This is a genomic window from Spartobacteria bacterium UBA695 (genome assembly GCA_002298145.1).
Taxonomy (GTDB): domain Bacteria; phylum Verrucomicrobiota; class Verrucomicrobiia; order Chthoniobacterales; family Chthoniobacteraceae; genus UBA695.
This window is the reverse complement of record DBMP01000029.1, coordinates 209,257-229,361: the sequence shown is the minus strand read 5'-3', so window position 1 is coordinate 229,361 and position 20,105 is coordinate 209,257. Positions and strand designations below refer to the sequence as shown.

Annotated in this window: 15 protein-coding genes and 1 pseudogene; 6 read left to right on the top strand and 10 right to left on the bottom strand. The window is 65.5% G+C overall.

Annotation, left to right across the window (positions count from 1 at the left end; all coding sequences use genetic code 11):
* Window positions 1-71: 71 nt before the first annotated feature.
* The 3 genes from B2828_RS17360 to B2828_RS17350 are packed head-to-tail and all read left to right on the top strand — an operon-like array spanning window position 72 to window position 1,698.
* Window positions 72-698 (top strand): sigma-70 family RNA polymerase sigma factor, encoded by a 627-nt coding sequence (locus B2828_RS17360; protein ID WP_479635037.1) that lies wholly within the window; start codon window positions 72-74, stop codon window positions 696-698.
* The gene (locus tag B2828_RS17355) at window positions 685-1,248 is read left to right on the top strand and encodes a zf-HC2 domain-containing protein (protein ID WP_479635036.1); all 564 of its coding nucleotides are present in this window, start codon (window positions 685-687) and stop codon (window positions 1,246-1,248) included. The genes B2828_RS17360 and B2828_RS17355 overlap by 14 nt, the downstream gene beginning before the upstream one ends.
* Before the next feature lie 9 nt (window positions 1,249-1,257).
* Entirely contained in the window at window positions 1,258-1,698 is a 441-nt protein-coding gene (locus tag B2828_RS17350) for a hypothetical protein (RefSeq protein ID WP_479635035.1), read from the top strand.
* 9 nt (window positions 1,699-1,707) lie between these two features.
* On the opposite strand, the gene B2828_RS17345 is transcribed toward B2828_RS17350, so the two are convergent.
* The 3 genes from B2828_RS17345 to B2828_RS17335 all read right to left on the bottom strand — a co-directional run bounded on the left by B2828_RS17345 (window position 1,708) and on the right by B2828_RS17335 (window position 6,283).
* Window positions 1,708-2,880 (bottom strand): FIST signal transduction protein, encoded by a 1,173-nt coding sequence (locus tag B2828_RS17345; protein WP_479635034.1) that lies wholly within the window; start codon window positions 2,878-2,880, stop codon window positions 1,708-1,710.
* Window positions 2,881-3,086: 206 nt separating this feature from the next.
* On the bottom strand, window positions 3,087-4,808 hold the full coding sequence (locus B2828_RS17340) for a sialate O-acetylesterase (protein WP_479635033.1): 1,722 nt from the start codon (window positions 4,806-4,808) through the stop codon (window positions 3,087-3,089).
* A gap of 68 nt (window positions 4,809-4,876) precedes the next feature.
* Window positions 4,877-6,283 (bottom strand): cryptochrome/photolyase family protein, encoded by a 1,407-nt coding sequence (locus B2828_RS17335; protein ID WP_479635032.1) that lies wholly within the window; start codon window positions 6,281-6,283, stop codon window positions 4,877-4,879.
* Between the two features lie 62 nt (window positions 6,284-6,345).
* On the opposite strand from B2828_RS17335, the gene B2828_RS17330 reads away from it, so the two are divergent.
* Genes B2828_RS17330 through lpxB form a run of 3 tightly spaced genes read left to right on the top strand, consistent with a single transcriptional unit; the run spans window position 6,346 to window position 9,302 of the window.
* The gene (locus B2828_RS17330; protein ID WP_479635031.1) at window positions 6,346-7,185 is read left to right on the top strand and encodes an LpxI family protein; all 840 of its coding nucleotides are present in this window, start codon (window positions 6,346-6,348) and stop codon (window positions 7,183-7,185) included.
* A 27-nt stretch (window positions 7,186-7,212) separates the two neighbouring features.
* Complete coding sequence (locus tag B2828_RS17325; RefSeq protein WP_479635030.1) at window positions 7,213-8,145, top strand: Gfo/Idh/MocA family oxidoreductase; 933 nt, start codon at window positions 7,213-7,215, stop codon at window positions 8,143-8,145.
* A 41-nt stretch (window positions 8,146-8,186) separates the two neighbouring features.
* Window positions 8,187-9,302, top strand: a complete 1,116-nt coding sequence (gene lpxB / locus B2828_RS17320) for a lipid-A-disaccharide synthase (RefSeq protein WP_479635029.1) — start codon at window positions 8,187-8,189, stop codon at window positions 9,300-9,302.
* Here the strand turns inward: lpxB and B2828_RS17315 are convergent.
* From B2828_RS17315 to B2828_RS17285, 7 genes and pseudogenes are all read right to left on the bottom strand, one after another.
* Window positions 9,299-10,273 carry an AAA family ATPase gene (locus B2828_RS17315; protein ID WP_479635084.1) on the bottom strand — a complete coding sequence of 325 codons (975 nt, stop codon included), beginning with the start codon at window positions 10,271-10,273 and terminating at the stop codon, window positions 9,299-9,301. The genes lpxB and B2828_RS17315 overlap by 4 nt on opposite strands.
* 102 nt (window positions 10,274-10,375) lie before the next feature.
* A pseudogene (locus tag B2828_RS17310) lies at window positions 10,376-10,636 on the bottom strand (FHA domain-containing protein); the annotation flags it as partial.
* Window positions 10,637-10,646: 10 nt separating this feature from the next.
* Window positions 10,647-11,330 (bottom strand): hypothetical protein, encoded by a 684-nt coding sequence (locus B2828_RS17305; protein WP_479635028.1) that lies wholly within the window; start codon window positions 11,328-11,330, stop codon window positions 10,647-10,649.
* Window positions 11,327-13,456 carry a tetratricopeptide repeat protein gene (locus B2828_RS17300; protein WP_479635027.1) on the bottom strand — a complete coding sequence of 710 codons (2,130 nt, stop codon included), beginning with the start codon at window positions 13,454-13,456 and terminating at the stop codon, window positions 11,327-11,329. Before B2828_RS17300 ends, B2828_RS17305 begins: the two co-directional genes overlap by 4 nt.
* Window positions 13,453-17,025 carry a hypothetical protein gene (locus B2828_RS17295; RefSeq protein ID WP_479635026.1) on the bottom strand — a complete coding sequence of 1,191 codons (3,573 nt, stop codon included), beginning with the start codon at window positions 17,023-17,025 and terminating at the stop codon, window positions 13,453-13,455. The genes B2828_RS17300 and B2828_RS17295 overlap by 4 nt, the downstream gene beginning before the upstream one ends.
* Before the next feature lie 176 nt (window positions 17,026-17,201).
* The gene (locus tag B2828_RS17290) at window positions 17,202-17,855 is read right to left on the bottom strand and encodes a hypothetical protein (protein ID WP_479635025.1); all 654 of its coding nucleotides are present in this window, start codon (window positions 17,853-17,855) and stop codon (window positions 17,202-17,204) included.
* Window positions 17,856-17,863: 8 nt separating this feature from the next.
* Window positions 17,864-20,098, bottom strand: a complete 2,235-nt coding sequence (locus tag B2828_RS17285; protein WP_479635024.1) for a glutamine amidotransferase — start codon at window positions 20,096-20,098, stop codon at window positions 17,864-17,866.
* Window positions 20,099-20,105: the final 7 nt, after the last annotated feature.

Here is a 20,105-nt window from a genome sequence, read left to right as displayed (position 1 = left end):
TGCTGGGAATCCAAAGGTTGCGCCGGGGGCTCGGATGACGCAAAGTCATGCCGAATTTCCCTTCTTTTTGTTTGAATAAACCCGCTCCCGATCCGTCTGATCCGTTGCAACCGGATTGCGTTAACGACGACGCACGACTGGTGGCGTTGTGCCAGAAGGGTGACCTCGCCGCGTTCGATTGCCTGATCACCAAATACCGCAACCAAGTGTACGCGACGATTTACAATCTGGCCCGCAACGAGGAGGAAGCCTGGGATCTCGCGCAAGAGACCTTTCTGAAGGCTTGGCGGCATATCGGGCAGTTTCGCGGGCAGTCGAAGTTCTCGACTTGGCTGCACCGGATTGCGACGAATCTGACGATCGACTGGGCCCGGAAAAAACAGGTGGAGTGCGGCGTGGAGTTTGACGAAAACCAGCACGCCCACGGCATCGAACCGGCCTCGGTGACGACGCCCAACGCGGGCCCGGGCCCCCGCTCGCGGATGGAGGGGGCGGAAATCCAGACCCGTATTGATACGGCTCTGCTGGCGCTGAGCCCCGAACACCGGGCGGCGATTGTGCTGCGCGAGATCGAGGGCCTGAGCTATGAGGAAATCGCCGCCTCGGTGGGCTGCACGGTGGGCACGGTGATGTCGCGCCTGTTCTACGCCCGCAAGAAACTTCAAACCCTGCTTCGCGATCTCTATGAAACGCTCTGATTTTCCCGCTGACGACGGAAGGGCCGACGAACGCTTTACAGCCTGGCTGGATGGCCGCTTGACGGAGGCGGAGCGCGCGGAATTTGAGGCCGCACTGGATGCCGGGGCCCGCGATCGGGCTGAGGCGGAGCGCTCCGAGGCGCTCAAGCTGGGCGATCTGCTCCGGCGGCACGCGATGGGGCCGGTGCGCGGCTGCGAGGGGCTCAATGCCCAGGTGCTCGCGCGCATTCAGGCCGAGACGGCGGCGGTGGACGCGGCCTCGGAAACGCCTGCCGAAGTGGCGCCGATGGCCGTGGCGGGAGGTTCCAAGCCGCTCGGGAGGCTGGTTTGGGGCGGCTTTGGGGGGCTGGCGGCGGCGGCGGTGTTGTTTTTCGCGTTCGTTCAGCCGGTGTTGAATCGGCCCGGCCCGCCGCCGGAATACTATGCGCAGGCTTTCAAGGCCACTACGGCCGATCCCACGATTTCCGCCGTTGCGGTCCACTCCGAAGCCGACCAGGCGACGGTGATTTGGATCGACGGGCTCGATTACGTTCCTGCACAGAAGAATTAACCCACATCGATGCGTTTCCTCCGGGGCCCCCTCTTTTTCCTGCTGCTGCTGCTGACGCCACTTTTTGCCAAGGCGGCGGGGAGCGACGTGGTCTGGAGCGGGCTGGTCTATGCCTCCACGGTGCCGAACCCGACTCCGCCGCCGCTGGAGCTGGTATCGTTCACGGCGAAGCTTCAGCATATTTTCGGCTACAACCAGTTGCAGATCGTGGGCCAGCATTCGCAGGAGATGGGCGCGGCGGTGGAGCAGTGGCTGCTGCCCGCCAACCAGATTTCGCTGCTGGTGAATTCGCGCCGGGCGCAGGGGAATTATCAGCTCGATCTCCAGCTTTTCCAGGGGAGCCGCCCCGCGGTGCACTCCGTGGTGATGCTCTCCCGCCAAAGCCCGATTTTCCTGAAAGGGCCGCTCTACGGCGAGGGGCAGCTCATTATCATTCTGTCGCTGAAGTAGGGCGGGGCTTCAAGCCAGCAGCGCCATAGAGACTGCGTAGCCGTGGACGAAGTTGGAGGGGCCGATGGGGGCGATTTCGCCGTTGCAAAAACAGCCTGCGCTCGGGTGGCCGCCCATGATTTGCTTCAAGGCATGGGCGTCGTGGTTGGGTTCGCCGAAGAGTTCCTGGCCCCGGCCATTGCAGGCGAAGACCAGGGAGGCGAAGGGCTGGGGGCGGCGTGATTTTTCCCGTAGCAGGGTGGTGCGCAGGTCGTCGTCGGCGGCCAGGCGGTCCCGGACTTGCCACTGGAGCGTCTGGCCCACGCGAGGGAAGGCTCCGAGGGCGACCGCACCGGATTGGGCGTCGGCTCCCAGGATGGCCCGGATCAGGAAGTCGCCTCGCTTGAATTCCTGGATGTATTCCGAGCTGGCCAGCCCGGCGAAGAGGTTGCCCTGGGCGAGGGATTTTTCCCGGTCGTCGAGGGACTCGAAGGCTTCGGCCAGGGAGGTGTAGGCCGGTTTGCCGCCAAGGGCTAGGACGAGGTTGCCGTCGGTGCCGGTGACGGTGAAGGGTTCGCCGATGGGGCGGCAGCCCTGGGAGAGTAGCGGGCGTACTGTCAGGCCGCCCTTGAGGCCCACCAGGACGATGCTCCCGGGGGAAAGGGTTTTGCGGTTGTGAAAGACGAAGACTTCCTCCTCTTCGTTGCCGGGAGGGGCGCTGCTCAGGCCGCCGATGACGGGAATCCCCGGGTAGGCTTGGTTCCAGTTTGTCAGCCACGGTTCGACGGGGAAGCCGAAGGGATCGCAGAAGGCGAGCCAGGCGTCGACTTCGCCAGGGGGGACTCCGGCGAGGTGGCGCAGGACGGCGGGCGGGGACTCGGCGGCGTCGGCGGAGAGTTCCGCTACGTGGAGCTGAGTCTCGGGGATGTTGAGCAGCATCAGCGAAAAGCCGGGGTCTTGCTCGGCCTCGCGGTTGGTGCCGATCAAGCCAGAGCCGCTGCATCCGGCGAGGATCGGGATGTGGGCATGGAGGGTGAGCAGCTCCAGAAAATCGGGCAGGAAGGGCTGGTAATGCCCGGAGGCGAACGCAAAGCCGATGGAGACCCTTCCCCCAACTTCAGCAAGGGCCGACCGGGCGGCTTCCACCACGGCGGCCTCGGAATATGGCTTAAGCGTTAAACGCGATGCGGCTCGATTGAGCATGTCCCCCCTCTCCCATGGCTTCGGAGAGGGGGGTGAATTCGCGCCTGAAACGGAAAACTCTTCAGGCGCAGAGAGTTCCCGCTACTAAAAGCCGCATTGGGAATAGCCGCAAAAAGCCGCAAAAAGCGCAAAATAAAAGACAGGCTGTGTTGGCATGACCTTCTGTTTCTGCGCCTCTTGTGCTTTTTTGAGGCTATCCTTGTTCCCTATTTTGGGCTGGCCGTGGCGCTGGGGGCCGCGCTCGGGGCGGGCGTGGGCGTGGCGCTCGGGGCCGGGGTGGCGGAGGGCTTGGGCGCGGGTGTGGGCTGCGCCAGGGGCCAGTTGTCGGTGCGGAAGGGCACGGCGGGCAGACCCGCTTCGTTGACCAGGTTGACCGGCGGGTTGATGGCCCAGGCGTAGCGAATGGCCACGGGTTTGTCGACGCCGGGGGCGCTTAGGACCAGGATCGGCTCGGCCGGGGCGGCTGCTTGGGCTTCTGCTTTCTTTTTGCCCTTGGCTTTCTCGGCCGGGGCCGGGGTCTCGATCTTGGCTTCGGCCCAGACGAATTTTTTGTCCTCACCGGCGATGGCGAAGCTCTTTACCGGGGTGCCGTCGGTGGTCTTGAGGCCTGCGGCGGTGCCGGGTTTGAAGCTGATCTTGGCGGTGTTGCCTTCAAACTGGACTTTGGCGAACGCGGGGCCGGAGTAGACGATCTTTTTGCCATAGGTCTGGGCTTCGGCGGCAAGGGCGAGGCGGATGCCGACGTCCTGCTTGTTTGCGGGGTGGATGCTCTTTTCCTCGCCGATGTCGATGGTGACGGCCAGGCCGGTGTGGGGCAGGGTCTCGGCGACGAGGCGCTGGGACTCGCGCAGGTGGGCCCAGCTGTTGTCGACGGGATCGGGCGTCGGGGCCTGGAAGTTGGCGAGCTGAACGATGTAGAAGGGGAAGTCGGGCTGGTTCCACGCTTTGCGCCAGGAGGTGATCATGGCCGGGAGCAGGCGGCTGTAGCGGTCGGCGTCGAGGCCGCCGGCGTTGGCTTCGCCCTGGTACCAGATGGCGCCTTTGATGCCGTAAGGCGTGGCGCCGTGGATCATTTTATTGTAAAGCGCGCTGACGGTGGGGCCTTCGTTGGGGCCGTAAGGGGGGCGCGGTCTGCCAGGGACGGGGAGGCCCGCGGCTTTGGCTTGGTCGGCCTTGGCCTGCCAGGCGGGGAGGGTCTCGTTGTTATACTTGGCCTTGAGCTCGACGATGTTGGAGAGTTCTTTTTGGCGAGGTTCCCAGTAGACGGTCTTGAATTCGGGATCGGCCTGGATGACATCGGAGGGCGTCCAGGACTGGGCGGGGGTGCCGCCCCAGGAGGTGTGGATCAAGCCGATGGGGAGCTTGAGGTCCTGGTTCAGTTTGCGGCCAAAGAAGTAGCCGACGGCGGACCATTTCGCGACGACATCCGGGGTGCAGACTTCCCACTTGCCTTCAAGATCCTCCACGGGGGTCTCGCTGGCTTTCTTGGGCACGGTGAACATGCGGATGTCGGGATGGTTCGCGGCGGCGATTTCCTGGTCGAAGTTGGCGACGCCGCCCGAGGGGTGGTGACCGCACTTGAGGGTCATTTCCATGTTCGACTGTCCGGAGCAGACCCAGACGTCGCCCACGGCTACGTTTTTGACGGTGAGGTTATTTTTGCCGCTGACGGTGAGTTCGCCAGGGGTGCCCGGCTGGAGGCCGAGAAGTTTGACGCTCCAGCGGCCGTCTTTATCGGCGGTGGCATGGGCTTCGCTTTTGCCGAGTTTGACGGTGACTTTTTCACCGGGGTCGGCTTTGCCCCAGACAACGGCTTTGGTGCTCTCAAGCAGCATGTTGTCGGAGATGAGCGGAGGCAGAGTGACATCCCCGCGAGCCCCGGAGAGCGCCAGGGCGAGGGGAACAACCAGCAGAATGGTTTTTTTCATTGGGAGGCCGCCCAGCTAAACGGATTTCTACCCGGGGATCAATCACAACGTGGCGTTTGTCGGTAGGATTACCGACGGCGGTAAAGCTCCAGCGCGACGGCGCGTTCGCGGGCGTGGTCGACGATGGGGCGGGGGTAGCCGGGGACGAGGGGGGCTGAGGGGGGCATGTGGAGCAGGGCGGGGGGGAGGCCGCGCAGCTCGGGGACCCAGGCGCGGATGTAGAGGCCCTCGGGATCGAACCGGGCGCTCTGGCTCCAGGGGTTCTGGATGCGGAAGTAGGGGGCGGCGTCGGCTCCGGTGCTGGCGCTCCACTGCCAGCCGCCGTTGTTGGAGGCGGCTTCGCCATCGGCTAGGCTTTGCAGGAAGTGCGCCTCGCCTTCGCGCCAGTCGATGTGCAGGTCTTTGGTGAGGAACATGGCGACGATCATGCGCACGCGGTTGTGCATCCAGCCGGTGGCGGCGAGCTGGCGCATCCCGGCGTCGACGATGGGGAAGCCGGTGGCGCCTGCTTTCCAGCGTTCGAGGGCGGCGGGGTTGGGCTGCCATTGCAGATGCCGGTATTCGGCCTGGAACTCCTCCTCCAGGACGTTCGGCCAGCGCCAGAGGAGGGCCATGTAGAATTCGCGCCAGATCAGTTCGTCCAGGAATTTCTGGACGCCGGTGCGGGCCTCGGCGCTGCGGGCGGCGGCGAGGGCTTCGCGGCAGCGCTGGACGGCCAGCCGGATGGAGAGGGTGCCCCAGCGCAGGTCGACGGAAAGGCGGGAGGTGGCTTCGAGGGAGGGGATGTCTCGTTCGGCGGCGTAGCGGGAGACGGGGCCGGAGAGGAAGGTCTCCAGGCGGCGGAGCGCGGCGGGTTCGCCGGTGAGCGCAACGACGGGCGGGGCGGGGAGGTCCCAGTCGGCCAAGGTGGGAAGGGGGAGGGTGCGGAGGCGCGGCGGTGGCGGGGCGAAGCGGCCCGGGGCGGGAAGTGGGGCGGGGATCTCGTGCTTGAGCCACGCCCGGGCGAACGGGGTAAAGACGCGGAAGGCCTCGCCGGAGCCGGTGCGAACGGTCTCGGGCGGCAGCGCGGTGACTTCGTGGAAGGGGTGGACTTGCGCCCCGATCTGGCGGGCCATTGCCTCCACGCGTTCCTCCAGCTCGCGGCCCCACGGGTCGGGGCTGCGGTTGAAATAAAGCTCTCGGGCGCCGGTTTCCTCCAGCAGCCGCCGAAGCTCCTCCACCGCGCCGCCCCGGCGGATGGTGAGGCGGGTTCCGGCGGCTTGGAGGCTTTGCTCTAACGCGGCGAGGCTGGCGCAAAGGGCGGCTTGGCGGGCGGGGCCGGTCCACGGGTGGCTGCCGCGCCATGCGCTCTGGATGTAGACCGGGAGCATGCGGCCTTCATGGCGGCGGTGGGCGCTCTGGAGGGCCGGGTTGTCGTGGAGACGCAGGTCGCGCCGGAACCAGTGTAGGACGGGAGGGTTGTTTAAGCCGCGCATTTGGACCTCTTTTTCAAGTTTGCCATGGATAATGCCCCCCGTATACTGGGATTTTTCTTCCCGTGACCCACCCGACCTCCAATTCCATCGATTCCCTCGGCCTTATTGCCGGAAACGGCGTGTATCCTTTCGCCATGGTCAAGGCCGCGCGGGCCGCCGGGGTGCGCCGCATCGTGGCCGCCGCGTTCGAGGGGGAGACCAACCCGGACCTGGCCCGCGAGGTGGATGAGATCGAGTGGATGCGCGTGGGGCAGCTCGGGCGGATGATTAAGACGTTCGCTTCGCGCGGCATCGGGCACGCTGTGATGGCCGGGCAGATCGCGCCGAGCAATCTCTTTAGCCTGCGGCCGGATTTGAAGGCCTTCCTGGTGCTGGCGCGGCTCAAGGAGCGCAACGCGGAGACGATTTTCGGTGCGATCGGCGATGAACTGGCCAAGGCGGGGGTGGAGCTTCTGCTGGCTACGACGTTCATGGACGAGCACCTGGCCGGGAGCGGGGTTTTCGCCGGGCCGAGGCTCGCGCGCAAGGAGGAGGGGGATGTGCATTTCGGCTTCAAGATCGCCAAGGACGTGAGCCGCCTCGACATTGGGCAGACGGTGGTGGTCAAGGGCGGTACGGTGTTGGCGGTGGAGGGGTTCGACGGCACGAATGCCACGATCCGGCGCGGTGGCGAGCTGGGCAAGGGCGGCAGCGTGGTCGTGAAGGTTTCCAAGCCAAACCAGGATTTTCGCTTCGACGTGCCGGTGATCGGCCCCGCCACGCTGGAGACCGCCGCGGAGGCACACATCCGGGTCATCGCGGTCGAGGCCGGGCGCACGCTCGTAATGGAGCGCGAACGCGTGCGGGAAATGGCCGCGCAACATCAAATCACGCTCTTCGGGTTCGATCCCGAGAAGTTCTAGTTTTTCTATTTTCCAAAGTATTATTCCATGACGCCTAAATTCAGAGTCGGAGTTGTCGGTACCGGGTCCATCGGTAAAAACCATGCGCGAATTGTTTCGGAGCTTCCCGATGTTGAGTTCGCGGCGATTTACGATGCCAACCCGGCCACAGCCGCCGAGATTGGTGCGAAGCTGGGCGTGCGCGCGGTGAGTTCGCTCGACGAATTCGCAACGCTGGTGGACGCGGCGACGATCGCCACGCCGACGCCAACGCATTTCCCCGTCGCCAAGACGCTGCTCGAAGCGGGCAAGCACTGCCTGGTGGAAAAGCCGATCACAGACAAGACCGCCGACGCCAAAGCGCTCTCCGAGCTGGCCAAACGGACGGGGCTCGTCCTGCAAGTGGGCCACATCGAGCGGTTCAACCCGGTGCTGAGCGCGCTGGAGGCCCGGCTCACGGATGCCCGGTTTATCGAGTCCCACCGCCTTTCGCCTTACCCGAACCGGAGCATTGAAATCGGCGTGGTGCTCGATCTGATGATTCACGATCTCGAAATCGTGCTCCATCTCGTGCGCTCGAAGGTCGTTTCCGTGGACGCGGTGGGTATCCCGGTATTGAGCAAAGGGGAGGACATCGCCAATGCGCGCATCCGGTTTGAAAACGGCTGTGTGGCGAACCTCACGGCGAGCCGGATCAGCCCGGAAAAGATGCGCAAGATCCGCGTTTTTCAGCACAATGCCTATCTTTCGCTCGATTACCAAAACCAGACGGGCGAGATGCAGCGCCTGGAGGGCGGGCGGATCATTCGCGAGGAAGTGGAGATCGAAAAAGATGAGCCGCTCAAGCGCGAGATTGCGTCGTTCGTGCAGTGTGCCCAGGCCGGGGTTGCGCCAAAAGTAACCGGGGCCGAGGGAGCCGCCGCGCTGGAACTGGCGATCCAGATCACGCACCAGATTGAAGCGGCTGGGGTCAAGGCGTAGGTTTTTTTAACCGCAATACGGCGCAAATAAGCGCAAACCGGATGAAACTCTACCTGATAGCGGGCGAAGCGAGCGGCGACGCGCGGGCGGCGGAGGTGATGAAATGCCTCTCCGCGCTGGCGTTGGAAAAGGGCGGCGCGGTGGAGTATCTCGGCGCGGGCGGTCCGAAGATGCAGGCGCTCGCCCCGGTGATCGAGGACTGGAGCGGCGAGGCGGTGCTCGGGATATGGGATGTGATTAAGAAATATCCATATTTCCGGCGCAAACTGGATCAGATGCTCGCGGAGATCGACGAGCGCAAGCCCGACGCGGTGCTGTTTATCGACTACCCAGGCTTTAATCTGCGCTTGGCCAAGGCGATCCGGAAGCGCAACCCGGCGGTGAAGCTGTTCTACTACGTTAGCCCGCAGGTCTGGGCGTGGAACCGGCGGCGCATTCCGGAAATGGCGCGCGATCTCGATTTGATGCTTTGCCTTTTCCCGTTCGAGAAGGCGCTATACGAAAAATCGGGGCTCAAGACGGTGTTCGTGGGGCATCCGCTGTTGGATGCGCTGGCGGCTGACAAGGGGCGCGAGCCGCGTGAGGAAAATCTGGTGGGGCTTTTTCCCGGAAGCCGGAAGAAGGAAGTGACGCGGATTTTCCCGATCATGCTGCAAACGCTGGAGCATCTGCGCCAGGCGCGGCCGGAGCTGCGCTTCGAAGCCGCTGCTGCGAGCGAGCCGCTGGCGGCGATGATGCGCGAGATGGGGGGTGGCGCCGATGTGAGGATTACCGTGGCCACGGCGCATTCGCTGATGAACCGGGCGACGGTCGGGGTCGTGACCTCCGGCACGGCGACGCTGGAGGCGACTTATTTTGAATTGCCGTTTGTGCTGGTTTATAGCGTGGCGGCCTTTACTTGGATTATTGGCAAGTGGCTGGTGCGCGTGCCGTTCCTGGGGATCTCGAATATCCTCGCGGGGCGGGAGATTGTGCGGGAATTTCTCCAGCACGATGCCCGGCCCGCGGTGATTGCCGATGAGCTGCTCAGTTTCCTGAACCTCCCGGAAAAACGGGCGGCGCAGCAGGCGGAATTTCGCGAGGTGATCCGTGGCCTCGGCTCTGGCGGAGCGGCCCACCGGGCGGCTGATGCGATCTGGGCGGCGTTGGGGCTCTAGTAATCCTTTGCGCCCGGCTCGGGGACGGCGTCGATCAGCATTTGGACGATCTTGTCGGTGTTGACGCCTTCGGAGTCGGCGGTGAAGTTGGTGAACATGCGGTGGCGCAGGACGGGCCGGGCAGCGGCGCGCACGTCGTCGGCGTTGACCAGGAGACGCCCGTCGATGACGGCACGAGCCTTGGCGGCGAGGACGAGGTATTGGCTGGCGCGCGGGCCCGCTCCGACGTGGACCCATTTTTTGATGAAGTCGGGCGCGCGCTCGTCGCCAGGCCGCGTGGCGCGCACGAGCCGGGTGGCGTATTTCACGACGTGATCGGAGATGGGGAGGTTGCGCACGGCGTTTTGCAGCTCCAGGATTTGCTCGCCGTTGAGGACTTTTTGCAGGTCGAGCTTGCGTTCGCGCGTGGTCACTTTGGCGATGGTCTCCTCGTCGGCCTCGCTCGGGTAGTCGATGTAGACCGAGAACATGAAGCGGTCGAGCTGCGCCTCGGGGAGCGGGTAGGTGCCCTCTTGTTCCAGCGGGTTCTGCGTGGCCAGCACGAAGAAGGGCGGGTTGAGCGTGTAGGTTTCGCCCGCCGCCGTGACGCGGTGCTCCTGCATGGCTTCCAGGAGCGCGGCCTGGGTCTTGGGCGGGGTGCGGTTGATCTCGTCGGCGAGGAGGATGTTGGTGAAGACGGGGCCTTTGATAAAGCGGTATTCCTTACGCCCGGTGGTCTCGTCGCTCTCCAGGATGTCGGTGCCGGTAATATCCGATGGCATCAAGTCCGGTGTGAACTGGATGCGGCGGAAGCCGAGGTCGAGCACTTCGGCGACGGTGCGGATCATGAGCGTTTTGGCGAGGCCGGGGAGGCCGATCATGAGGACGTGGCCGTTGGAGATGAGCGCGGTGAGGAGCTGGCGCACGATCTCCTGCTGGCCGATGATGGCCTTGCCGATTTCCGCCTCGATTTGCTTGGTCTTGACGCTCATCCGGTCTATGAGGTCGCGGATAGCCTCTTGCTCGGGCGCGGTGTTCCCGGTCGGGGTCTTGGGGGCTGCGGCCTTGTCGTCGAGGTATTCGAAGATGGAGTCGCCCACGAGGATGCGGTCGCCGGAGTGAAGGACGGCGTCTTTGATTTTCTCTTTGTTGACCTTGGTGCCATTGAGGCTGCCGAGGTCTTTGATGCACCACCGGCCGCTGGAGGGGTAAATTTCGGCGTGGTAGCGCGAGGCGGGGCCTTCGATGTCCACGCGCAGGTCGCAATCGGGCGCGCGGCCGATGGTCATTTTCTTGTCAATGAGCGGAAGGGTGTTTCCGCACTGGAACCCGGCGTGAATTCGAATGGTGGGCATAACAACTAGTCTATTTTGGAAGGGCGATGTCGCCCAAGTCTTTGAGGTTGGTAATGACGCGCACCCCGCCAAGCGCGGGGAGTGGGACGGTTTTGCGAAAATCGGGCTGCTCGGGGATTGGTTCGCCCTCGCGGTAAAGGTGGCGCGTGGTGGTGAGCTGCCAATCGTCCTCGGCGCGGGTGAATTCGATGATTTCAAAGCGCCGCACGAGCTGCCCCAGGGCGTCGCCGGATTGTTTCAGGACGTTGTTGGCCCGGTAGCGTTCCACGAGTGCGAGCACGGTGTCGCCGTCTTCGGAGAGGCCCAGGCGGTGGACGGTGGCTTGATTGAAGAAGCTGTCGGCGGCGTTGACGCGCTCGGCGAGGTGCTTGGTGGAGGCTTCGGGGAGCGTGGCGGGCGCGCCGAGCGCGAGGCCTTCGGCGATGGGACCGGTTTTTGAAAATAATACCAGATCATACCTTCCGACGGGGAGGTGCTCGAAGCGGAAGGCGCGGCCACTGTCTGAAAGGGTGGCGAGGTAGACGCGCTCGCGGTCGTGCTCGACGGCGACGGCGTGAGTCAGTTCGCCGGAGGTTTTTCCGGCGATGGCCCCGGTGTCGGACGGGCTGGGCTGGGTGTAGATGCGGCCTGCCTGGGCCAGGGCGCAACCAGCGGTGACGAGGTAGGCGCAGAGGGTGAGGATGAGGGTTTTCATGGTTTGGCGGCCCATTTTTTTGCCTCACCTGCGAGGGGGTGGCGCGGGTAGGCGGCGGCGAAGGCGGTCCAGGTTTTTCGCGCTTCGTCCTTTTGGCCTTGCTCGAAGAGGATGCGGGCGAGGTAGAACTGGGCATCGAGCTGGAAGGGGTGGTCGGGCTGGAGTTTCTGGAAGGATTCGAGCTCGGTTTTCGCCTCGGCCCAGCGGCCCATCTCGATCCAGACGCGGGCGCGCAGGAGGAGGAAGTCGCTGTCATATTTGCTCATCGGCCGCCGCCGTTCCCATTCGAGGAGCTTGGTCTGGGCCTCGCGGATGAAGCCGGTTGCGAGGAGGTCGCGGATGGCGAGCGAGGCGGCGCTGTCTTTGACGGCGAGGGCGGGGTCTTTTTTCGGCGGCGTGAGGGTCTGGTATTGGTCAATGGCTTCCTTGGTATGACCCAGTAGGCGGTGGAGATCGCCGATGCGGATTTTCACGGTGCGGGTGAGGTCGGCGTCGGCGCGGTTGATGAAGGCGAGCTGGTCGAGGCGGCCGAAGGCGTTGGGATCGCGCAGGACGTACACGAGGAGATCCATTTCCGTGGCGGCGATTTGCGCGCCGAATAGCGTGACGGTGGCGGGCTGGAGGGTTTGCAGCAGGGTGCCGAGGGCTTGACGGGCTCCGGGGGCGTCGGTCTCGGCCTGGGTGCGGATGCGGGCGAGCTGGGCCGAGAACCAGAGCGGGTCGGCTTCGCCTTCGCGCGGGACTTGCTCGGCGTAGCGGGCGATCTCGGCGTCCGTGCCGAAGTCGGCGAGGAAGGCGAGGCGCGGGCGGGCGGCTTCGGGCTTGATTTTGTAGGCGGCCTCTTCGTTGATGCGGTCGAGGTAGCGGCGCAGCTCGGGCGCGCTGTTGATGGAGGCGCGCTGGAGGCGCTCGGGGATGTCGATGCGCAGGGGGAGGCTCAACGTCGCGCCGTCGGCGGTCCATTTGCAGCGTACGGTCTGCGAATCAGCGCCGACGAGCAGTCGGGAAAAAGCGGTGCCGGTGACGGTCGCGCCGTCGGGAAATTCCCACGTGGCGGTGCCGGTCTTGATGGCCTGCGGGATGGTCAGGGCGAATTTGGTTTCGTAGAACCACAGGCCGTTGTTTGCGCAGAAGGTTTCCACGCTGGCCCGGGGGGTGGGGATGAAGCGGTTCTCGCGGGTTTGAAGCGCGCCGGGGCTGCTGGTGCCGGGGTGGACCCAGGTGTCCTGCGGGATGGCTTCGAAGGTGGCGTCGGGTTTTTGCCAGCCGAGGACGGTGGCCGCGCCGAGGCGGGCCTCGCTGTCGTTGGGGCCTTTGGCGGCGTAATACTCAATCTTAACGAGGCCCTGCGGGCAGGAGACAGTTTTCTTAACGACGTTCTTGGGTTCGGCGTAAGCGCCGTGCTGGCCGGGCCAGCCGAAGTCAGCCTGGCCGTTGACGACGACAAACGAGCAGTCCGAGGAGAGGGTGTAGAAGGTGATGTCGCGGGCGGCGGGGAGATTGAGGTAGCCGGTGTAGCGGGTGAGGTAGTTGGCGTTGGGGCCGAAGGGGTTGCCGCCGTGGTAGATGACGGGGACGAATCCGGCCCCGGGGGGCTCGGGGGATTGCGCCCAGGCGGTTTTGAGGCTTTGGAGGGAATCGAATTTCAGGTCCTTCGGCGCGGGGCGCGTTTCCATGAGCAGGCTGACCTTGGGGGACCACGAGGGGGAGGTGCGGGGCTGGGTGCCGCCGAAGTAGAGGTAATACTGGGTATCCGGGGTGAGGGTCTGGGCCAGGAGGAGGATGCGGCCGCCGGGGCGCAGGCCGAGCCGGGCGAGGGGCTGGGGCTTGCCGTCTTTGTCGATGAGGACGACGTCGGCGAGGTCGGGCCGGGTGAGGCCGAGTTCCGGGAGGTTGATTTCGACGCCTGCTTCGGGGAGCTGCGGCGCGGCTTTGAGCTTGAGGCCGATGCGGTAGGGGGCGTCGTAGACGGTCCAGTTTGGGGCCGCCGGGGCGGGAAGGGGTGTCGGTGTGGCCGAGGGCTCGGGGGTGGCGCTGGCGGCGGGCTCGGGCGTTGGCGAGGGATCCGCGAAAGCCGGTAGCGCGAGGAAAAGGAGCGGGTAAATCAGCTGGAAGAGGGTTCTCATTTTTCGTCCTGGATGGAACGGTAATAGTCGATGACGGCTTTCTGGTAGGGGGGCGGAGCCTGGCCTTCGTCGCCGCCGAGGAGGGCTTTTTCGCGGGATTGCACGCGGTCGCCTCCGGTGAGGGGCGAGGCGTTGCCGGAGACGACGGCTCCCTGCACTTCTTTGAGCTGTGTGACGATGCGCTGGTGCAGGTTGCGAAAGTCCTCCAGGCGGCCTTCTTTCAGCGCGGCCTGGGATTCGTCCATGAGCCGGGCGACGCCGGGCAGGCCCCGGGCCTTGAGGTAGAGCAGGCTGGCTTGGGCGTACATTTTAGAGGTTTTTTCCGAGAGGAGCGCTTCTTTTACTGCGAGCGCGTCGTTGGCGGCCATGCGCGGGGCGTTGGTGGCGCGCAGGGGGGCGTTGCCGTCCATGCCGTTGCGGTCGCTGAAGCCGCCGGACTTGCCGCCGCCGGTGGCGCGCGCGGGCTGGATGCCTCCGTTGTCCTCGATGTGGCCCTGGCCCATGGGGTCGTTGGTGCGGCGGGTTTTGGTTTTGGAGCCTTCAAGGTTGCTGGCGGTGGTGCCGACCATTTCGCCGTTGCTCATCCCCTCGCGGCCGCCGCTGGAACGGCCATTTTGCTCGTTCTGGTTGGGGCGGGTGTTGCCGGATTTGCCCTGGGCGCTGAAGCCGGGCATGGGGCCGTCGGCCACCCCCCAGCCTTGCTGCGCCTGGGCGAGCGCCTGGTTGGAGGCGGCGTCCATGGCTTCCTGCTCCAGGCCCTGTTGCTCGGTGAGGAGGTCGCCCACGAGGTCTTCGAAGGCGTCGGGGAGGGGGAGGTTGGGGATGTCGGGCATCTCAGTTTTGTCGAAGTTCTCGCAGAGCCATTTCTCGGCGTCGTTTTTGTTCGGGAGCCACATTTCGAGGTCTTCGGCGATTTGCTTGGTTTTTTCGATGTCCTTGAGGAGGCTTTCTTCTTTTTGTACGGCGATTTCGGTGGCTTTGAGCTTGCCGGCCATGGCCTCTTCTTTGTCTTGCTGAATCACATCCTCGTAGATTTGCGTCAGCTCGCCGCGCAGTTCGTTGTAGGGCTTGATGTCGGGGAAGAGGTGGGCGTCGGTGAGCATTTGCTCGACGGTTTGGGCGACTTGGTCGCGGGCTTTTTTCAGGGCGTCGGCGGTGGCGGCGTCCTCGGGGCGGGCGTCGCCTTTGCGGGAAAGTTCTTTGCTTTTTTCGATGACGCCTTTTTGAAGCTCAGCGAGCGCTTTTAGTTTATCGGTGAGGTCCCGCGCTTGTGCTTTGAGCGCCTCGGCTTCGTGCTTGGCGGCGGCGATTTGCCATTGGTTGAGCGATTCGGCGAGCTTGGCGAGGCGGGCGACGACTTCCTGCTGGATCGGGACGGCGGCGGGGAAAGCCTGGGCCTGAAGCTGCTCGGAGGCGGTGAGCATTTTTTCGTAAATGGCGGCTTCCTTGAAGGCCGCGGCGGCTTTGGCGAGGCGGTCGCGGAAATCGGCGTCGCCCGAGGTGGCGTCCTGGGAACCGCGCTCCAGGTTTTTGCGAACGCTGGAGGCTTTTTCGGCCAGGGCGTCCTGGCGCTGCGAAAGTGGGACGGCGTCGGCGGGACGGGCCTGGCCGGTGGCGCGGAGGAGTTCGCGCTGGCGGCGCAGGAGGTCCTCGACGCCGGAAATGAGGTCCTGGATTTTCGCCTTCACGGCTTCGGCGGCGGCGGCTTTAAGGAGGCCCTGGAGCTTGGCGAGGATGACGGATTCTTGCGCGATGGCTTGCGTGAGGGCGAGGGCGGCCGGTTGCGGGCCGGGGGCGGTGGCGGCGTCGCGCAGGGCGAGGATGGCGGCGGGGAATTCCGTGGCGGTGAGCGAGCGGAGAGCGGTCTGCGGCTCGGCGGTGAGGTCTGCGGCGAGCTTCTCGGCGGTCTCGGCGAGCTGTGATTGACGGTCGAGCAGCGGGCGCAGGGCGGGGATTCCCGGCGGGGTGGCTGCGAGGGCTTTGAACGCGGCCTGGGTTTGCGCGAGGAGATCGGTCTGCGCTTTGATGAGGGCTTCGAGGCCGCTGAAGGTTTGGCGGGCGGTCTCGGCTCCGGCTTTGTCGACCTGGTCTTGATTACGGAGTGTGACGACCAGCGGGCGCGACCAGGTGACGCCCGGGCCGGTGACGTTGTTCTTGTCCTTGGCGACCAGCGCGAAGGTGACGCGGCCTTCTTTGGCGTACTTGGCGAGGGGGATTTTGCAGGTGGCGGAGAAGGCTTTTTGGTTCGCGGCTTCTTTCCATTCGGCGAGGCGCTCGGCTTCGGGGTTCTCGTCGGTGGAGCGGTAGAGGGCGACGGTGGCGAGGCCGAAGTTGTCGGTGGCCTGGAAGGTGACGGGGAGCGCGTCCTGGGCGGTGGCGACGATTTCTTTGCCTTCGGGCGGCGTGGTGACGGTGAGGCGCGGCGGTTCGTCGGGCGCGACGGCCAGTTGGATGACTTCGCTGTCGGCGAGGGCGTCGGTGTCGTGCCATTGCAGGCGCAGCGGGGTGTTGGTCTTGAGCACGCCCGAGGCGGTCCATTGCGTGGGGGTGAGGCGGGTGAGCGCGAATGGGGCGTCGGTGCGGAGTTCTTCCAGCGGGGCGTTGAACTCGAAGGTGAGCGTGACGCGGCTGCCGGGCAGGAGGTTCTGCAAGGCGGCGAAGTCTTTGCGCGTTTCGTGGGGAAGGGCGGTGTAGGCGGGGGCCTGGATGTCCGCGCGGCGGTGGATGAGAGCGGTGCGCGGGCGAACGGCGGCTTGGTGGACGGGCGAGACGGCGTCGCCCGCGATGACGCGGTAGGCGAGCGGGTCGTGGAGTTCCTTCCACTCGAAGGTGAAGAGGTCGGAGCCGACCTCGCGGTCCATGACGGCTTTCTGCCACGGGCCGCCTGCTTCGCGCGAGGCGATCCAGACGGCGGCGGGGATTTCGCCTTCGAGCCGGGCGGCGACGCGCAGGGGGCGGCCGTTGATGATGCGGGTGTCGCCCGGGGTGAGCGTGGCGATGCGGGTGTGGGTGAGCGGCGGGATGGCGCGGGCGGGGAAGAGGATGCGGGCGGCGGAATTGGCGAAGTAATGGGGGCGCAGCGCGGCGTAGAGGCCCAGGATGAGGAGGCCCGCGACGAGGGCGGCGGCGAGGCGCTTGAAGAGGCGCAGGTCGAAGACGAGGGACCATTTTACGCGCGGGAACGGGTCGGTCATTTCCTGGAAGATGGCTTCGCGGAAGGCAGAGCCGAGGGGCAGCTCGCGGTCGAACTGGACGGCGGAAATCAGCGTGTTGCGCGAGCCGTCGGCGGCGGCTTCGACGCGCCGGGCCATGCTGGCCTCGGAGATGCGCGGCAGGGCGGTGTAAAGGCCGTAGGCGATGCCCGCGAGAACGGGGAGGATGACTGCCAGAAAGGCGATCCAGCGGGCCGTTCCGCCGAAGTGGAAGCGCGAATCGGCCAGCAGCAGGACGGTCATGAGCGCTAGGCCGCAGGCGACCCCGGAGAGGGTATGCCGCAGCGCGCCAAGCCAGCGGTAGCGCCGCGCGGCCTGCCGCAGACGTTCATGGATATGGTCGGAGGAGAGGGGCATGGGATATAAACACTAGCGCTCTTGTGTCCAATCTCCAGATTGGGCGCGCGGGTGCCCGCGAAACTCTGTTTCGTGAAGCGGGGTTATGGAATCTGGAGATTCCCAGACAGCGGCGTTACGAATCTGGAGATTCGTAACGAGGAGAGGGAAGGCAAGGTCTTGAAAGTCCATTGGAATCAGGGTTGCGTGGGCTTGATTTTGATCAAGCGAAAGTTGGTGAAGTACGACTTTCCGTCCTCGCGGGTCCCGGCGTAGGTGTAGGCCTTTAGCGTGAGGAATTGCGGAGCGTAATCCTTGCCGCCGACGCGGAAGGTCGCTGGTAGGGTGAAATCGCGCGAGATGGTTTCCCATGATTTGCTCTTGGCCTTGGGATCGGGCAGCTGGGCGCGGTAGACGGTCAGGAGCGGCGGGTGGCCGTCCATGGCGGGGATGCGGAATTTGTCGCGCTGGGGGATGGGGGCCGGGTCTTCGATCCAGGCTTCGACGAAGGCTTTGGCGGCGAAGTCCCACGTGAGGCAGTCGATCTCGACGTGGTAGGTGGCTCCCGGTTCGGCGGGGATGAAGGCGCTTTCGATTTTACCTCCCTCGTTGCCCGCCACGCCCGGCGGCAGATCAAGGAGGGCGCATTTGCCCGGGCGGATTGGGGAGGCGGTGACTTTGACGTAATCCTTGTTTTTCGCATACGGCCCGGCGTAGGGGAAGTCGATGCGCCAGGTCTCCAGCGGGTTGGAGGCGCTGAAGTCGGCGTTGGGGACGAGGTTCGGCTCTCCGGCGTAGACGGCGGTGGTGGCGAGGATGAGGGCGGCGAGAAAGGTTAATGTGCGGTTCATATTCAATGCTACGGAAGGTTCCAGGCTTTGCGGGCGGTCCAGTCGGCGGCCAGCAGGAGCAGGAGGAGGGCGATCAGGGCCGGGTGGTTCCAGCGGTCGTTGAGCTCGATTTTCGAGGTGTGCGTTTCGGTGACGTGCAGGTCGCGGCGCCATTGGGTCCAGTGGGCGCGGTCGTAGTATTGGCCGCCGCTGCCTTGCGCGATCTTTTTGAGCGCGTTGCGGTCGATGGGTTTGCCGGTGAGCTCGGTGGGCGGCTCGGCGACGGTGAAGCGCGTCTCGCCCTCCATCGCCGCGCCTGCGACGGTCGCCGTGGCCTTGGCACGGAAGAGGCCGGGGACGTTCGGCTCGACGGTGGCGCGGAAGCCGTTGACTTTCTTTCCGTCGCGGCCGGTGAACTGCGCGGGCTTGAGCGTGTAGTCGAAGGTCTTGCCGTCGGGGGTGCGGAGCTGGAGCGGGAGTGTGGCGGGGGGCTGGGCGGCGGGGTCGCGGGTGCGCAGGATGGCGCGGATCTCGGGCTGCTCGCCGGAGAGGTACTGGGCGCGTTCGGTGAAGAGTTCCAGGCGGTTGCTGTTTTCCTTTTGCTGCTCCTTGGGGATGAGCCAGTCCATCAGCTGCGTCCAAAAGGTGTCGTAGGGAGAGCGCTCGGAGGACCAGCCTTTGGCGGCGAGGCGCCAGCGCCAGAGGGTGTCGCTCAGGATGACGATGACGCGGCCCTGGCCGTGGCGCATGCTGACAATCGCGGGGGCGGGACGGGGTGAGGCGGGCGTTTCGACGAGGACTTCGGCGGTGGGGGCGACGGTTGTGGCGGCGTTGAGGGTGAGGAGCGGCGGGAAGTCGCCAATCGACGTGAAGAGGGAGCCGAAGACCGGGTGATGCAGGCCGGTGTCGGTGATCTTCATCGGGAAATTCCCTTCGCGGTATTCCGCCGGGAGCTTGACGGGCAGGAGCGGCGCGAGCGCGCTCGTGGCGAAGCCGGGGGCGGCGAGAGAGTGGGGGCCACCGAGTAATACCAGGCCGCCGCCGTGGTCGACGAAGGCGGCGAGCGCCTGGCATTGCTCGGGCGTGAAGGAGTCCGGGGCGATGTCGCCCAGGATGACGACGGCGGTGCCCGCGAGCGCCTGGGGCGAGAGGTCGAGCGCGGGGGCCTGCGCGCCGCCGCCAGCGGCGATGTTGACGAGACGGCCGTCGGCCCAGCGAACGAAGGCGGCGAGCTGCAAATTGCGGTCGCCGAGGATGGCTTTGCGCAGGAATTTGAAGTCGAAACCGAGGGTGTTCTGGATGTAGAGGATGCGGTTGCCGGGCTCCATGGCCTCGATGACGAAGGGGGATTTTTTGGCGTCGGCGTCGGCGGCCGGGTCGGCGACGCGCAGTTCGTAATGGACCGCGCCGGGGCTGCTCTGCGAGACGGGGAAGGCGACTTGGCGCGTTTGTTCGTCCTGGTTGAAGGCGACGGCGGTGTCGGCGGCTTTCACGCCCTCGCGCCAGAGTTCGACGTGGACGGTCTGGCCGTTTAGGCCGCGCGCGGCGATGGCGGCGCGCACTTCGGTGTCCCAGCCGATGACGATGCGCGGCGGGTAGTCGAGGTTGGCGAGCGAGACTTTTTTTGGCTTCGGCTTGGGGGCGAAGGGCGTCTCCAGCTCGAAGGTGAAGACGGGGATGGCCGCTTCGGTGCCGGAGGCGAGGGGGGCGGCGGTGGCGTCGGCGGCGCTTTCGGCGTGGCTCGCGTCGGCGCGGTCGAGGCCGTCGGAAAGGAGCAGGATGGCGGCGAGCGGCTGGCCCCGGAAGTGTTCTTTAAGCCGGGCCACGGATGCCGAGATGCGCGACTGGCCGCCGTCGAATTTCAGGCTTTCCCAGGCCGGTTCTTCGCTGGGCGCGGCGTCGAAACCGAAGAGGCGCACGTCGAAGTCCTTGGCTTGCGGCGCGAGCGCTTTCATCCATTCGGCGGCGCGGGTGGCACGCGTGGGCTGGGCGGCGTCGACGCGCTCGGTCATGCTTTGGGTGTTATCGACGAGGACGGCGAGCTGCGGGCGCAGGGTGGTGATCTCCTCCCGGCGAAGCTGCGGCTGGGCCAGCATGAGGAGCAGGACCGCGAGCGCCAGCGTGCGCAAGAGGCCCAGGGTGACGGCTCGCCCGCGCGAACGCACGCCCCGGCGCAAGCTCCAGAAAATGAGCGCCAGCGCGAAGGCTGCCGCGGCGATGAGCCAGGGAATGCTCCAGATGGGATGGAAAACGAGGTCGTTCACGGGAGCT